The organism is Eubacterium sp. SB2 (assembly GCF_001244405.1).
GTDB lineage: Bacteria > Bacillota > Clostridia > Lachnospirales > Lachnospiraceae > Faecalicatena > Faecalicatena contortus_B.
This window is the reverse complement of sequence record NZ_LN865150.1, coordinates 272,107-287,608: the sequence shown is the minus strand read 5'-3', so window position 1 is coordinate 287,608 and position 15,502 is coordinate 272,107. Positions and strand designations below refer to the sequence as shown.

The following is a 15,502-nucleotide window of genomic DNA, read 5'->3' as shown; positions in this document are numbered from 1 at the left end:
ATCAGTCCGCCTCCTTACTAAGCAGGAATTTCTGCAAAGGGAAAGCCAACAATGCAATTAAAATAAACATAATTACATTCCCCGCAGTAGACAAACCATAGTAACCGGCTGCATATTGTTTATAGACTGTCGACGCCATAACCTCTGTCGCATAGCCAGGACCACCGCCTGTCATCGCCCAGATTAACTCAAAGGTTCTTAACCCGCCTATAAAAGAGAGGATAATCACTGAGTTCATTGCCGGCCTGCTTAATGGAACCGTAATAGCTTTCAGGCTCTGCCATGCCGTAGCACCATCAATGGAAGCAGCCTCATAATATGTCTTATCAATAGACTGTATGCCTGCAATAAAGATAACTGTCGCAACACCGACACCTTTCCATACATCTGTGAGAATAACTGAATAGAGTGCTATTTGGACATTACCCAGCCAGTCTATCCCATTTCCGCCCATCAGCTCAATCACTTGGTTAATCAGCCCTTTGGTTGGATGCATCAGGGCGCAGAATGTAATTCCAACTGCCACTGTACTGATCAGATTTGGGAAAAATACGACAGACCTCAGAAATGATTTTGTCTTTATTTTACTTGTTAGAAATACAGCAAGGAAAAAAGCAAGGATCAACTTTAAGCCACATGTAAGCACCGCATAAATCAACGTATTTGTAATGGAACTGTACAGGGAAGAGTCTGAAAAAAATGTCTTAAAATTATCTAACCCACAAAAAGTAAAACTATGAAAATCCCATACTGTCAAGCTGAAAAACAGCGATATCACCATTGGCAGCAAAAAGAACACCGTAAAAATAGCCATTGCAGGCACGATAAACCAGTTCGAATATATTTTTTTTCTGTCCATACTCACCCTCCGTTAAATATCTGATAAAACTAAGGGTGTGCTCTTTCTTCACACACCCCGTTTTTTTACCAGTCCAGTCCCAACTGGGTTGCCTGTTTTTCACAATCTTTATCATATTTTTCTGCTGCTTCTTCCGGGGTTGTCTGTCCGGAGCCTAGTTCCTGACAGATTGTCGGACAGTCAGCACCCTTTACCTGACTGATATACTCAAGTGCCGGCGCTGATTTACCTGCATCAAGATAGGACTGGATATCCTTAGCAACTGCATCATAAGAATTCTCCGGCAGCTCATAATCTTTTACACAATAAGGTCCTGCGGGCAATGCTGCCTCTGAATAAGCATCTAGAGCCTCATCTGAAATATAGAATTCCATGAAGTCCAGAATTGCCTGCTGTTTGTCACTGTTTTTGTTTCCATAAATAGCAACAGGATACCATAGTGTTATGCCGTTCTTCTCTGCATCATCGCCCGGTACTGCAAAGATGCCCAAGTCATTTACTTTTTCACCATACAGGTCATCGATGTTAGTAAGTACTTTAGAAAGAATAAACCAATGTCCTGCCTCCTGATTAGCCATCATATCACATCCGTCATCATATGTAGTTGCGAGATAGTCTTCGTTATAATAATTCATCGTATCTGCTAATTTCTCAAAGCTTCGAAGTGCAGCAGGAGTCGTCGCCCACTTTGCCTCTCCGGCATCAAATTTTTCCGGAAAATCCGGCGCATTTGTTATCAAATTATATGCATCTCCTAAAAATGGAATCTGAGCAGTCCATGAATCTCCAAATGTTCCCAGGATAGCTGTCTCACCCGCTTCTTTAAGCACATCGCAGTTTGCCATGAACTCATCCCATGTCTTTGGAACCTCCAGCCCGTATTTCTCATACATAGGCTTACTGTACATAATAGCCTCCGCCTGAGAGGACTGATAAGGCACACCATACACACCTTCTCCAACGGATACTGCCTTTTTATAATCATCATCCAGCCTGTCCGCAAATTCTTCTCCGGATATGTCAATGAAATATTGCTCAGGGTTAATCGCGTTCAGAAGAGAGCCTGAATTATATACGCACAAGTCTGCCATGTCTCCGCTTGCAAGTCTTGTCTTCACGATGTTATCGCCCTCTGTTCCGCCCGGCCTTGTTTCCACAGTAACCTGAATACCCAGCTTCTCTTCTGCCAGTTTTGCCACTGCTTCAAAGCCCGCCGTCGATGCATTTGCCGTATCTACCAATAGGGATAGTTCTGTAGTCTCTTTTTCTGGTGATTCACTCTTTTTTTCCTCCGGGCTGCCTCCGCATCCTGCAAGAAGACCTGTTGCCAATACAGCAGCCATAGATACCGCCACCACTCGTTTTTTCATTTCTTTTCCTCCTTCAAATTCTCCTATGTTTTTATGCTGCCACGTTCTTTTTGTACTGCACATGGAAGTTTTACCCATTGGAAACCAAAACCAATCGTAATATGCTTCAATTCCATTTTGTACGGACTGTGCAGTTACATTCAATCATATTTCATATAGTATCTCATACACACCCGAACCACACTGAGCCTGCATCTCTGTATCCTTCTCTTTGAACTGTAAGCTGCCCTCCTTCTTTATTTTTTTTACATGACTTATGCAGATCAGCGCTCTGGTGTTACACGGGATTTCTATTTTCAGCCTCACTTCACTTCCCTCACAATCCCATTGTGTACGAATCCTTCCATAAATACTTTCATAAGAAGTTTTCACATATTTCAGATTCCCTCCAATATGCGGGCGGATAATGATCTCTTTGAAACCTGGCCCTGCTTCACTACACTCGATTCCCGCCATAGCACGGAACATCCATTCACCGACAGCCCCATATGCATAATGATTAAATGAGTTCATTGCCGGACTCCACATGGAACCATCCGGTCTTTTTCCGTCCCAGTGTTCCCATACCGTAGTCGCTCCCTGTTTTACCTGATAAAGCCACGATGGAAAGTCTTCCTTTAGCAGCAGCTCAAAGGCTTTTTTTGTATGCCCGTTTTCACTGAGAGCATGACAAATATAGGGGGTTCCCATAAAGCCGGTCACAAGATGTCCTCCCTCTTTTTGCAGAAGCCCAATCAAGTCACATACTGCCTTTTCCCGTGAGCTTTCCGGCAAAAGCCGGAAATAGAGCGAAATAATCTGTGCCGTCTGTGTCTGCACCTTTAACCTGCCATCCTTGCCTAAAAAATTTTTCTGGTATGTTTCTTTTATTTCTTCGTAGAGTTTTCTATATGTTATCTCGTCTTCCGTTTCTCCTATAATGCCCGCCATCTTCGAAAACAGTTCCGTTGAATATGCATAATACGCGGTGCAAGTGAGATCAATTGGCGTTGCACCATAATAACTGCCTTCTTCAGCATCCAAAGCAACCCAGTCTCCGAACTGAAGTTTATAATTCCAGATATTGTTCCTGGCATGTTTCCGCATGAATTCAATCCATGATTTCATGCATCTATACTGTCTTTTTATTACTGTTGTATCTCCATACATCTGATATAGCGTCCACGGAACAATCACCGCTGCATCGCCCCATCCGGCGGCAGAATGTGTTCCCTGCTCAAAGATTTTTCCTTGCACGGGCTTTCCTGTCCATATATCGGGCACTACATGGGGGATGCCCCCCTCTTTTGTCTGATCCGCTTCAACATCTCTCAGCCATTTACTGTAGAATGTGTAAGTATCCATAAGGTAAGTGGCAGTCCTGCAGAAAATCTGCGCATCTCCTGTCCATCCAAGGCGTTCATCTCTTTGCGGGCAGTCTGTCGGCACATCCAGAAAATTTCCTTTCATGCCCCAGAGAATATTATGGAACAACTGGTTCAAATCAGGATTGGAACACTCCATTTTTCCGGTCTGCTCCATCCCGGTATGTAACACCCACGCCTTAAAATCTTCTGGTTCCGGCTTTCCCGGATAGGATACAATTCTGATATACTGGAAACCCTGATAAGAAAAGTTGGGATGGAATGTTTCCTCATCTTTGCCGCTGCATATATATCTGATCGTCTGCCTGGCAGTCCTTAGATTATCCAAATATACATTTCCTTCTGCATCAAGAGTCTCAAAACAAATCAGTTCGGCGATCTCATCTTTTTTTCCCTTTATCCGGAATTCCACCCAGCCGGTCAGGTTCTGTCCAAAATCTATGACAAGGTCGCCCTGAGGTGTATGAAACATGTTTTTCACAGCTATTTCCTGTATTTTCTTTACCCTGCCGCCGCCTTGGGCCTTCAGAATTTCTAATGGATAAGTAACAGCACAAACATGGTTCCAGCCCTGATCTGCACAGCCTGCTTTATTCCATCCCCGGCACTCCTGGCGGGCATCATATATCTCACCATCGTAGATTTCAGAAAATCGAATCGGGCTTATTCTGCATTTCCATGTCTCATCTGTATAAAAGCATTCTCTTACTCCGTCTTCATATTCAACCTCAATCTGACAGAAAAAAGCCGTTTTATCCCCATAATGATTTCTGGCCCGCAAGGAGCCTATGTCTCCTTTATACCAGCCCGGACCGGCCAGTCCTGCGATAACGTTCGCCCCATCCTCAAGGCAGGCCGTAATATCATACGTCTGATATAACAAGTGTTTGTTATAAGAGGTCCAGCCCGGTGTAAATTCATCTTCACCTACTCTTGTTCCATTTACATAAAAATGATACAGGCCAAGTGCCGTTACATAGGCATACGCTGACTTTATCTTTCTCTCTATGTTGATTTCCCTGCGGTAATAATAGGCGCGGCTCTCTTCTTTTTCCGCATCTTTTTCAGCAGTGATAAATTGGGCCTTCCATTCTTCGGTCTTTAAAATTCCGGTTATAAAGCTGCCTTCTTTCCACCCGCTTGCTTCTCCATCCGTACTCCATGCACGGACACGGATATAATAACGGCTGTGAGAGTTCAGGGCCAGTCTTTCAAGCCCGGATGTCACATGTACAGATTCTTCACTCTCAACTCTCCCGCTTGCAGCTGCCATTTTCTTATACCTATCATCTTCTGCGATTTGGTATTCATATGCTGCCTGCACAACATTGAAAGTATCTGACTTTAGTTTCCAGCCAATCTGCTCCACCGCTTCAATGCCTTCAGGGTTTGTCTGGTAATTGATATGGATCTTTGTTATTTCCAGCAAAGTCTTCCCCCCTTATTTCACGGTAACAATATTGACAGGACAGCCTTCTATATATGCTTTTAAATTATTCACAGCAATATCCATCAATCTCTGTCTTGATTCCCTTGGCGCCCATGAAATGTGCGGAGTAATAAAGCAGTTTGGGGCATTCAGCAGTGGATTGTCTGGTTGTATTGGCTCTGTCGATACAACGTCCAGGCCCGCCGCCGCAACTTTTCCGGATTTTAAGGCTTCAGCCAGATCATTTTCCACAATCAGGGGGCCTCTTGAATTATTTAAAATAATAACCCCGTCTTTTAGTTTCCGTATTGAGTCTTTATGAATCAGCCCTTCTGTTTCAGGAAACAAGGGGCAATGAAGCGCCAGGACATCGGCATTTCTCAGTACTTCTTCCAGATCTGCATATTGGCAGCTTTCACATTCTAATGTCATATCGGGATATGCATCATATGCCAGAACACGCATCCCCAATGCTTGTGCAATCTTACCTGTCGCCTGGCCGATTCTTCCGTATCCTATGATTCCCATTGTTTTTCCCGCCAGTTCAATCAAAGGATAATCCCAGAAACACCAATCATCATTCTGCTCCCATTTTCCTTCATGCACTGCTTGATTATGATGTCCGATGTGATGGCATATTTCCAGCAAAAGTGCTATGGCAAACTGTCCCACGGCAGCAGTGCCATAAGACGGCACATTTGTAACCGTAATATTTTTTTCTGCTGCGGCTTTTACATCTACTACATTATACCCGGTTGCCAGCACTCCAATATAACGGATATTCGGACAATTTTCCAGTACTTTTGCATGGATCGGAGTCTTATTGGTAAACACCGCCTCTGCATTCCCAATTCTGCTGATAATCTCATCAGTATCTGTGAGAGATGTCCTGTCATATATTATGCAGTCACCCAATTTTTCCAGCCCCGACCAACTGATATCTCCCGGATTTAACGTATATCCGTCTAACACTACAATCTTCATTTTTGCCTCCATTATATCTGTGGATTTTCAGGATGAAGCATTGTGGCAATCACTTTATCCAGTACATCATCTTCCCATATCTGTTTCCAGTCTTCCCTCATAACCAATTTATTTCCAAGGCCTATTGCCACTTTGCAGGCGTCAGATACCGGAGGCTTGCCTGGTATGTATCCTAAAAAGTTAGCCGAAAGATTGTAGATATGCCCTGTCAGAAAAGAAACCGCCGCCTCTCTGTCAATCCCTCTTCTTTCTGCCTCATCCACTGTTTCAGCCATTGCGTACAGGCAGGTTGCCCCCAGAAGTTCCACAAGTGTAGGCTCCAGAAATGCAATCTGTTCCGATGACATGACATATGCATGTTCTACCGGCGCATACATCTGCTTTGCCACCTCTACACACTGTTCAAACCGCGCATCATCCCCCTGAATCTTGGACATCACAATGTCCTGTTTCCCTCCGCATCCGCCGAATCTGTCCTGTCTCGCCTCATATGTATCCTGATCCAGAAAATAGGAGGGATGGCATGGATGCGCCACACAAAATGTACAATCATCCCTCAGCGTCAGTTCCTTAGCCACAGCCGCCGCAGGATCCAAAATAATCATCCCGCTGCCAGGCTTTAATTTGGGCACATATACCGCTGACAGCTGTCCGATCAACGTATCTGGTACGGCAAATACCACAACGTCCGATTTTTCCAGCGCCTCTTCTACTGCTATTGGTTCATGTCCTCTATCCTTAATACTTTGTATTCCTGCCGGGGAAGCTTCTGCCATAAGCAGTTCAAATTCATCCGGTCTTTTTGCCAGATTATTACTTGTTCTTGTCCCCATCTTACCGCCTGCACCAATGACACTTACAACAATCTTTTCCATAATAACAACCTCATTACTTTCCTTCAACGCCTTGTTTCACAGTCTTCACAATATCTTCCACGGACAGTCCGTATGCATCTGCTAATTCCTTTGCCGGTCCCGATTCTCCAAATGTTTTTAACCCCATGCGTATGATTTTTTTTGGGGCATTTTCTACAGACAGTCCGCTGATGTATGCGCCCATGCCGCCATTGACATTATGGTCTTCAACAGTAACAATTCTTTCACTGTTACATATTTCTTTGATAATCCGCTCCGTATTTTTTCCATACAGAATGTTGACATCTCCTACCGTTACGTGAATTCCCATGCCGTTTAAAACTTCTGCTGCCTGAAGCACTCTGTCTAAAACAAATCCACTGGACAACAAAAGTGTGTCATTTCCATGCCTTTTCAAGATTGTAATTCCATCCTTATTAAACGCTGCCTCCAAAGGATAGATATCCTTCTCTCTCCCGCTTCCTGCCCTTACATATACCGGGCCTTCTGTCTCATATGCCATTTTCACGGCATGGTATGTCTGGTTTCCATCAGCAGGAGTAAAGATTGTATAGTTCGGGATATTTGAAAGGATCCCTATATCTTCATAAAACTGATGAGTAACCCCCTCCCGCTCGCCGCCCAGCAGCCCGGAATTGATTCCGACAAATTTTACATTCAGATTTGGATATGCAACAAATGTTCTCATCTGCTCACACGCTCTCATCGTTAGGAAACCTGCATATGTTCCCACAAATGGAATCAGCCCCGCTGCTGAAAGCCCTGCTGCAGTGTCCACTGCATTTTGCTCCGATATCCCTACTTCTATATATTCATCCGGAAACATTTCTGCAAACTTGGTCGCACGCATTGCCTTTAAAGAATCCGGCGATACAAACATTACCCTGTCATCTTTTTCTGCCAATTCAATCATCGCCTGTGCGAACGCCTCTCTCGTCCCTTTAAAACCAGCCATTACTTCACACCTCCCAAAGCTCTCCCTGCTTCTATGTATTCTTCATCTGACGGAACACCTTTATGCCATGCATTGTTATTCTCCATGTATGGAACGCCCTTTCCCTTTACGCAATCACACACGATGGCACTGGGACTCCCTGCTGCTTCCTTTGCTCTGGCAATCGCCCTTTTAATTTCGTCAATATCGTGTCCGTCAATCTCCTGCGTATGCCAGCCGAATGACTCAAACCTTTCACGGATATTATTCCGGCCGATTGTGTCTTCCACCGTCCCTCCGCTCTGCCATCCATTTTTATCTACAAATACAATCAGATTGTCAAGCCGGTGTGCCGCCGCCGAATTAATTCCTTCCCAGCAGACCCCTTCCTGAAGTTCCCCATCGCCGGTAATTACGTATACATAATAGTCCTTTTTTCTATATTTACCTGCCAGAGCCATTCCTCCTGCAATAGATATTCCATTCCCTAAAGAGCCCGCTGTCATATCTACACCTTTTGTCTTGTTCATGACCGGATGCCCTTGGAACGTACTGCCCAGCGCACGCAGTCCAAAATCTTCAACTCTTTTTCCAAAATAGCCTTTTTCCGATAGTGCCGCATAATAAATTGGGCATGCATGCCCTTTCGAAAGAATAAATCGATCCCGTTCCTCCCAATCGGGCTCTGCAGGATTGATATTCATCTCATCAAAATACAGAACTGATATGATGTCTGCTATTGACAAAGCCGGTCCTGGGTGTCCGTCTTTTCCTTTATAAATCATATCAACCGCTGTCAGTCTCAGACGGTTTGCAATTACTTTTAGTTCCTCTGTATTCATTAAGAACCCTCCTTATGTCACCCATAATGCCTTTTGCTTATGTTATTTGTTGTTAAACTTACGATATCATAATTTGCTTTTCGTTTGGATAGAATATCAAGTCAAACGTATGGATTATTCAATCAAAAAAAAGGCTGATGACATCCGGGGATTACTCACCCTTCTGCCATTAGCCTCTTCTTTTTAAATTTTCCGGCTTATTTTTGCCATCACTCCCTCAATCGATCCACCAAAGCCTCTTTCTGAAACCCGCGTATCATAACCGCGGATACAATCATAGGAACAATTGCCGTAAACACCGCATACCCCAGGAACAGCCACCCCGGGAACCGGAAACTCATATAGTCGACCCCAAAGTATTCAAATATCTTAACCATACCATACCCTGCCGCCGTTCCAAAAACCAGTGTGATGACCAGGTTCCCGGCTGTCAGCATCAGGCCCTCCGTCTGTATCATACGGGACAGTTGTTTTGTCGTCATTCCTACGGACTGCATCATAGCAAATTCATGCTTTCTAGTAAGAATATTCGTGATTAATGTGTTGATCATATTCAGAATGCTGAATGCCACGATGAAAAGACTTAACCCCAGCATGACCGAAAACAGAATACTAAAGGATTTTTCACTCTCTTCCAGCATTTCTCTGAACGTCCCCATTGTCAGCATCGGATTTTCATCCATTACCGCATTCAGCTGCTTTTCAATCTGGGATTCTTTTTCACGGTCAACCTTCACAACGATCTGACTGTTAAGGTTCAGGCCATTCGCCATCTGGTTTAATGTTTCCTCCGGCAGGATAAAGTTCCCATAATTATTGCTGTAGTTTATATAGTCATTCGTATCCAGGATTCCTGCAACTGTAAACTCTTTTTCTACCTCATTTGCGCCGTCATACCAAGACAGTTTTACCTTGTCCCCGACTTCATACTTCCAGCCATATATTTCTTTGTTTGAATCATTATACTGTATAAGCAGCTGATCTTCCTGTACCATGCTGTCATAGTTAATGTCGCCTTCTTCCAGCATGGTTTTCAGTTTTTCCACCTCATTTTCAGCAAAGGACACCATATTCTCCTCGTCTGTTTCATCATGGGATTCCCAGCGGGCGTGTAATTCCTGGAATGTCTGGACCTTTTCCACCCCGTCAATAGACTCAAGCTGCCTGATCAGCTCCTCATTGATCGGATTATTCTCCTGAATGGATGTCTGTCCGTGTTCCGCTGTTTCCGATACGTTGTAGGAAAGGTTAATGACAAATTCCCCCAAACGGTACGGGCCCTGGCTCGCATATCCTTCCAGACTGGTACATGTGATGAAACACGCTGCCAGCATAAACAAAACGCCGCCAATGCCAAGTGATGCCATTGTCATAGCTGTTTTTTTCTTGTTTCTCGTGCGGTTCATGGAGGCCAGATTCATAGGCGTAAGATTCCGGTACATTTTTTTACTTCTGTCGTTGTGTCCGCCATCCTGACGTCTTCCCTCCGCACGCCGGTTCTTTTTGCCTTTTTTCGGTTTTTCCGTCTCAACACCGGAAAATTTACTTGCTTCCACAGGCGCAATTGCAGAGGCAATGGATGCCGGTTTACGGATTGACAGAAGCACCGTTATAATGTCAGCCGCAATGACGGCTGCCCCGATCAGCAGCGTGTTCTTCCAGCTCCAGCCGCCCGGTTTCAGGAAGTAACTGATTACTCCGCCAATCAAAAGTCCCACGGGGATTCCGATTCCACATAATATCAGCCCCTCGTAGCGAACCATTCTGCGGATCTGGCGCTTTGTCATTCCGATGGTCCTAAGCTGCCCGAACTGCCGGATGCGGCCAACCACTGAGAGATAAAATACACTGTAGATTACCAATACGCTGACAAACAGGATCCCGATGCCTACACCAATCAACAACATGTTTTGCTGGGCCTGCCGGTCGCCGCCGGATAATGTATCCAGGTAAAAATTATTTTCATTGACGTTTTTTCTGGCAATACCATAATCTGACGCTATGGTGCGTATGGTTTCTAAAAATTTCTGCTGCTTCATTTCTCTTGCATCATGAATACGCACGATACCGTCGTATGCCACATCTTTCAGCTGTGATCCCTGTTCCGCATATTTCTGGGAAAGCATAACGCTATATATTTTTGGCGGGCTATCCAAATGAAAGACACCCGAAAGAATGAATTCTTCGGTTGTTCCGTCTAAAAAGGTAAAGGATATCTTTTCGCCCGGTTCCCCCTGAAGCCCCAGCGCCTTGCAGTGTGCATCCGACAGCATCACTTCGTTTATCTCTGACGGCGCTTTTCCTTTGACCGGAGTTACTGTATCAATCTCAACCCCGTCTGCCTTCAGCGGTTCACTGTCATATGCCACGGGCTGGACCATTTTGCCGTCCACTTCCATACCCTGGCCGCTTTTCATCCCCAGGACATACTCTGTCCGTTTATCTTGTGAAAGTTCCTCCAGCTGCTGTCTGTCCAGCTTGTAATAAATAACATGCTGCATTTTTTCAACCTGGCGCGCCCTTTCCGTGTCCATACCCGCGTAAAACAAGGCCATGACCATGAGCAGGCTGACGGAAAGGATGATCGTAACTACAATAAAAAAGTTACGCATTTTGCTGCTTTTTATGCTGCTGGCAGCCAGACTTCTTACCGTCCTGCCATTATTATTTACAGCAATTTTCCCTGATGACTTCCGGCTCATGCATTCCACCTGCTTTCCCTGATCTTTCCGTCTTCGATGCGGATGGTTCTGTCGGCAAGCTGTGCAATCTCCTCATTGTGAGTGATCATGACAACTGTCTGGTGGAACTGTCTGCTCGTCATTTTAATCAGCCCCAGCACATCCTGGCTGGTTTTGGAATCCAGATTCCCGGTGGGTTCATCCGCCAGTATGATTGCCGGTTTTGAAGCCAGCGCCCTGGCAATTGCCACTCTCTGCTGCTGGCCGCCGGATAGGTTATTCGGCATTTCCATCAGCTTTTGCTCCAGGCCCAGAAGCGAAATGATTTTTTTCAGATAGGTCTCATCCGGCTTCTCTCCATCCAGAGAGACCGGCAGCACGATATTTTCGTACACATTCAGTATGGGGATCAGATTGTAGTTCTGGAATACGAATCCGATCCTCCTGCGGCGGAATATAGTCAGGCGGTCGTCATCCATTCCCGACAGGTCTTTGCCCGCTATGATGACCTTTCCCGATGAGGGAACATCCAGGCCGCCCATCATATTCAGAAGGGTCGACTTGCCGCTGCCGGATGTCCCGACTACCGCCACAAATTCGCCGTCTTCTATTTCCAGGGATACGCCGTCCAGCGCGCGCACGACATTGGGTTCTTTCCCATAATATTTCTTCAGATTTTCTGTTTTCAGTATACTCATTTTAAACACTCCTTTGAACACCGTTTTTTGGTCTGTAATAAGAATATCAAAGAAATGTTTCAAAAACCTCTCGAAAAACATAAGAATTTTGTAGGTTTTATTTTAATCGCTCCCACTTAGCCGTCAAGTTTACTTTCTATTGCATCATAGTACAAACAAAAAACGGAGTTCTGACCCCCACAGAGGGTCAGTCCCCGTTTCCTTATTGTTTCAATACACGCTCGGTAATTTCAATCAGTATGCTGCAGCTTATAGATGTGTAGATTGACATCATGTCAGTTGGGGATACTGAATCCGCTCCGCCCGCCGTCTTAATCTTGTTTTTCGTGTCTCAGCTCTCCACCGATAGAGGTGGGAGAATCTTCACTTATTTTGTTAAGAATATAGACCGCCACTTTAGTCCCGGCCCCCTCCCGGGACTGTATTTTCAGATATCCATCTTGTTTTGTGATAATCTCTCTGGTAAGGTACAGGCCAATCCCGACCCCTTCCGTGCTGTTCGCTTTTCCCTCTCTAAAAAAACGTTTGCACACATCATTGACATGCTCCGCTGCAATTCCCATGCCGTTATCTTCAATGACAATCTTCGTATAAATTTCCATGGGTTCAGCATGAATACGGATTTTTCCACCTTCCGCTGTATATTTTACAGAGTTATCCACAATATTAAAGATTGCTTCAGCGGTCCATTTGGCATCGTAATACAGATAGATGTCATCCGGGCACTCAACTTCTATTTGCAGCCCTTTTTGTTCCGCCTTCACCCGGATGCTTTCAGACACTTCATACAACGTATTCCTAAGGCTGTTTCTTTCGGGGTGGATGGAGATCATATGGGTCTCCAGACGGGACATTTTCAATAGAGACTGTACCAGAAATTCGAGTTTTCCAACCTGCCTGCCCAGCACCTCAAGGCACTTCTCCCTGGTTTCTTCCGGCAATTCTTTCTGACGAACCGTATCGCAATACATGGTGATATTCGCAATGGGTGTCTTCAGCTGATGGGAAATATCGGATACTATGCTCTGCACTTCCTTTTTCTGGTCCTCATTTTTCTTTGCCGCAGCTTCCGTAATATCAGAAAGCCGCTTCAATCTCATCTGTACCCTTGAAGACAGGGTTTCGTCTTCCAAAACAAAGTTCTCCACAGACTCCCCCCGCAGGATCGTGTCTATAGATTCACAAATGTCCTCTGCAAATGCAATATATTTTTTCCGCATATTGATCCACATAATCAGTCCCGTGCCTAGTGCACTGACGACGACGGCAGCCACGGCGGCGGCTATTGTCCATTTATCCATTTTCAGCTCCTGTCCAACGGTATCCGGTCCCGTATACGGTCTTAATATACGTAAACTCGTTATCTGCTATCTTTGACCTAAGCCGGCTCACAAAAATCGTCAGCGTATGCTCATCCACAAAATTTCCATCATTATCCCACAGCTCGTCAATCAGCACCTGCCTTGTCAGGACGATTCCGGGGTTTCTTAAGAACTTCTCAAGCAGCTTAAACTCCGTGGGAGTCAGGGACAGCGGCTTTCCGCTTTTCAATACGGTATAGCTTTCAAAGTCGATCATCAGATTTCCTGTCTGCATCTGATTTTTCACTTCCATAGAAGGCTGATATCTCCGCAGCACTGCCCGGACACGCTCTACCAGCACCTGAATATGGAACGGCTTTGTAATATAGTCGTCCGCCCCTGCCCGGAATCCGGCAATCATATCCTCATCCATATCCCTGGCTGTCAGAAATATGATGGGGACATTCAGCATACGGCGCACCTTTTCCGCAAATTCAACTCCGTTTCCATCCGGCAGATTGATATCCAGCAAAAGCAGATCCGCCTGGGCCGTCTCCAGCTGCAGAAACGCATCCTGTACGTTATACACTGCCTCTGCCAAAAATCCCGCCGCTTCCATATTTATCCGAAGCCCTTCTGCAAGGGCAAGGTCATCTTCCACTATTAAAATCTTCTGTTTTTCCACTCTTAAAAGACTCCTTTTCTATCTTGAACTCTAATGGTATCCCTGCTAAACTGTTGTGGAGGTGATCAAATTGAAACATCCATTTTCATATGAAGTTATATACAGCGGCCGGAAAACACTGGCCATACAAATCACAACGGAGGGCAGCGTCAAAGTCCGCGCCCCCAAGAACTGCCCCAGATCCTCCATCGACCGTTTTCTCAAAGAAAAAGAAGCCTGGGTACTCAAATACGTCGAGAAAGCGAAGCAAACTCCACAGCCTGCCCCGCAGCCGCTTACCACACGGCAGCGCAGCCGTTACATTAAAATAGCAAGAGATATTTTCACACAAAAAACCGCTTACTATGCATCCATCATGCACGTCTCCTACGGACGCATCTCCATCCGGGAACAAAAAACGCGATGGGGAAGCTGCTCCAGCCAAGGAAATCTCAACTACAACTGGCGGCTGATCTTTGCCCCCGAAGATGTGCTCGATTATATTGTAGTCCATGAGCTGGCGCATAGAAAAGAGATGAATCATTCAGCCGCATTTTATAACATCGTAGAAGAGATACTTCCTAATTACAAAAGCTGCCAGAAATGGCTGCGCGATAACGGAGCCATGCTCTGGAGCAAAGGGGTCTGACCCCTTTGCGGAGGAAGCTGTTCCTTTTACAGAAGGGCCAGCCCCCCTTTACATCTGTTTTCTTACGATTTTATACTCATCCCCATGCCTGTAATACGGGCACTCATGAAAATCCCCTTTTACAAACCGAACCATTTCGTCTTCATCCAGATTCTGTATGCAGACGTAACACTCATAATCCTCATCATATTCATAGTTCATACAGTATTCGCAGTTTGATGCCTCACGCTTATTCAACGTAACCCCCTCCGATCTGTTTCAATTGCTGGTACAAACAAGAAACCGGCAGACCCACTACATTATAATAATCCCCTTCTATCCTATCAATATAAGCCGCAAATGCCCCCTGTATCCCGTATGCGCCTGCCTTATCCAAGGGCTCCCCGCTCTTGATATATGACAGAATCTCGTCCCGTTCCATAGCATGTACATAAACCTTGGTCTCAACCACATGATTCAAAATCTGACACACTCCGTCCTCATCATAATCCAAAATGGCCGTCCCGGTAAACACCTGATGCGCCCTGCCCTGCAGTTCCGTCAGCATCTCAAATGCCTCAGCTTCATCCTTTGGCTTCCCCAATATCTTATCGTCCACAGCCACGATCGTATCCGCCCCAATAATAACCGTATCCCTCAATCCATGTTCTGCACCAAGTTCAGCCGCCACATTCTCCGCTTTCATCAAAGCCAGTTCCTTCACAATCTCCTGGGGAACCGTACTATCATAACGCTCCTCTTTATCACTTACCACGACTTCAAACTCCAGCCCAATCTGCGTCATCAGCTCCCTTCGCCGGGGTGATGCAGAGCCAAGTACAATCCTCTTCATAACATATGCCTCCCATAACT

14 protein-coding genes are annotated in these 15,502 nt (G+C 45.3%); 1 reads left to right on the top strand and 13 read right to left on the bottom strand.

Annotation, left to right across the window (positions count from 1 at the left end; all coding sequences use genetic code 11):
- Position 1: 1 nt before the first annotated feature.
- From BN1938_RS04535 to BN1938_RS04485, 11 genes are all read right to left on the bottom strand, one after another.
- Positions 2 to 859: a carbohydrate ABC transporter permease gene (locus BN1938_RS04535; protein ID WP_050639459.1), complete on the bottom strand. Its 858-nt coding sequence runs from the start codon at positions 857 to 859 to the stop codon at positions 2 to 4.
- 65 nt (positions 860 to 924) lie between these two features.
- A complete protein-coding gene (locus BN1938_RS04530; RefSeq protein WP_050639458.1) occupies positions 925 to 2,229 on the bottom strand; it encodes an ABC transporter substrate-binding protein in 1,305 nt (434 codons plus the stop codon).
- Positions 2,230 to 2,373: 144 nt separating this feature from the next.
- On the bottom strand, positions 2,374 to 5,022 hold the full coding sequence (locus BN1938_RS04525; RefSeq protein ID WP_050639457.1) for an alpha-L-rhamnosidase: 2,649 nt from the start codon (positions 5,020 to 5,022) through the stop codon (positions 2,374 to 2,376).
- A 12-nt stretch (positions 5,023 to 5,034) separates the two neighbouring features.
- Complete coding sequence (locus BN1938_RS04520) at positions 5,035 to 6,006, bottom strand: D-2-hydroxyacid dehydrogenase (protein WP_050639456.1); 972 nt, start codon at positions 6,004 to 6,006, stop codon at positions 5,035 to 5,037.
- A gap of 11 nt (positions 6,007 to 6,017) precedes the next feature.
- Entirely contained in the window at positions 6,018 to 6,881 is an 864-nt protein-coding gene (locus BN1938_RS04515; protein WP_082202784.1) for a phosphogluconate dehydrogenase C-terminal domain-containing protein, read from the bottom strand.
- Positions 6,882 to 6,894: 13 nt separating this feature from the next.
- Positions 6,895 to 7,836, bottom strand: coding sequence for a transketolase family protein (locus BN1938_RS04510; RefSeq protein ID WP_050639455.1), 942 nt, complete (start codon positions 7,834 to 7,836; stop codon positions 6,895 to 6,897).
- Positions 7,836 to 8,657 carry a transketolase gene (locus BN1938_RS04505; protein WP_050639454.1) on the bottom strand — a complete coding sequence of 274 codons (822 nt, stop codon included), beginning with the start codon at positions 8,655 to 8,657 and terminating at the stop codon, positions 7,836 to 7,838. Before BN1938_RS04505 ends, BN1938_RS04510 begins: the two co-directional genes overlap by 1 nt.
- 209 nt (positions 8,658 to 8,866) lie before the next feature.
- Positions 8,867 to 11,359 carry an ABC transporter permease gene (locus tag BN1938_RS04500; protein WP_050639453.1) on the bottom strand — a complete coding sequence of 831 codons (2,493 nt, stop codon included), beginning with the start codon at positions 11,357 to 11,359 and terminating at the stop codon, positions 8,867 to 8,869.
- Complete coding sequence (locus tag BN1938_RS04495) at positions 11,356 to 12,036, bottom strand: ABC transporter ATP-binding protein (protein ID WP_050639452.1); 681 nt, start codon at positions 12,034 to 12,036, stop codon at positions 11,356 to 11,358. The genes BN1938_RS04500 and BN1938_RS04495 overlap by 4 nt, the downstream gene beginning before the upstream one ends.
- A gap of 311 nt (positions 12,037 to 12,347) precedes the next feature.
- Positions 12,348 to 13,337, bottom strand: coding sequence for a sensor histidine kinase (locus BN1938_RS04490; RefSeq protein ID WP_050639451.1), 990 nt, complete (start codon positions 13,335 to 13,337; stop codon positions 12,348 to 12,350).
- Entirely contained in the window at positions 13,330 to 14,022 is a 693-nt protein-coding gene (locus tag BN1938_RS04485) for a response regulator transcription factor (protein WP_050639450.1), read from the bottom strand. Before BN1938_RS04485 ends, BN1938_RS04490 begins: the two co-directional genes overlap by 8 nt.
- Positions 14,023 to 14,092: 70 nt before the next feature.
- Between BN1938_RS04485 and BN1938_RS04480 the strand changes: the two genes are divergently transcribed.
- Positions 14,093 to 14,650: a M48 family metallopeptidase gene (locus BN1938_RS04480; protein ID WP_050639449.1), complete on the top strand. Its 558-nt coding sequence runs from the start codon at positions 14,093 to 14,095 to the stop codon at positions 14,648 to 14,650.
- A gap of 48 nt (positions 14,651 to 14,698) precedes the next feature.
- Here the strand turns inward: BN1938_RS04480 and BN1938_RS04475 are convergent, their stop codons facing one another.
- A complete protein-coding gene (locus tag BN1938_RS04475) occupies positions 14,699 to 14,887 on the bottom strand; it encodes a DUF6472 family protein (RefSeq protein ID WP_050639448.1) in 189 nt (62 codons plus the stop codon).
- On the bottom strand, positions 14,880 to 15,482 hold the full coding sequence (locus tag BN1938_RS04470) for a Maf family protein (protein ID WP_050639447.1): 603 nt from the start codon (positions 15,480 to 15,482) through the stop codon (positions 14,880 to 14,882). The genes BN1938_RS04475 and BN1938_RS04470 overlap by 8 nt, the downstream gene beginning before the upstream one ends.
- Positions 15,483 to 15,502 lie beyond the last annotated feature (20 nt).

What these genes read in the sequence shown, in the direction of transcription:
- BN1938_RS04470 (WP_050639447.1), bottom strand. Translation starts at nt 15,482, where the DNA reads ATGAAGAGGATTGTACTTGGCTCTGCATCACCCCGGCGAAGGGAGCTG.
- BN1938_RS04495 (WP_050639452.1), bottom strand. Translation starts at nt 12,036, where the DNA reads ATGAGTATACTGAAAACAGAAAATCTGAAGAAATATTATGGGAAAGAA.
- BN1938_RS04515 (WP_082202784.1), bottom strand. Translation starts at nt 6,881, where the DNA reads ATGGAAAAGATTGTTGTAAGTGTCATTGGTGCAGGCGGTAAGATGGGG.
- BN1938_RS04490 (WP_050639451.1), bottom strand. Translation starts at nt 13,337, where the DNA reads ATGGATAAATGGACAATAGCCGCCGCCGTGGCTGCCGTCGTCGTCAGT.
- BN1938_RS04520 (WP_050639456.1), bottom strand. Translation starts at nt 6,006, where the DNA reads ATGAAGATTGTAGTGTTAGACGGATATACGTTAAATCCGGGAGATATC.
- BN1938_RS04530 (WP_050639458.1), bottom strand. Translation starts at nt 2,229, where the DNA reads ATGAAAAAACGAGTGGTGGCGGTATCTATGGCTGCTGTATTGGCAACA.
- BN1938_RS04535 (WP_050639459.1), bottom strand. Translation starts at nt 859, where the DNA reads ATGGACAGAAAAAAAATATATTCGAACTGGTTTATCGTGCCTGCAATG.
- BN1938_RS04505 (WP_050639454.1), bottom strand. Translation starts at nt 8,657, where the DNA reads ATGAATACAGAGGAACTAAAAGTAATTGCAAACCGTCTGAGACTGACA.
- BN1938_RS04510 (WP_050639455.1), bottom strand. Translation starts at nt 7,836, where the DNA reads ATGGCTGGTTTTAAAGGGACGAGAGAGGCGTTCGCACAGGCGATGATT.
- BN1938_RS04500 (WP_050639453.1), bottom strand. Translation starts at nt 11,359, where the DNA reads ATGAGCCGGAAGTCATCAGGGAAAATTGCTGTAAATAATAATGGCAGG.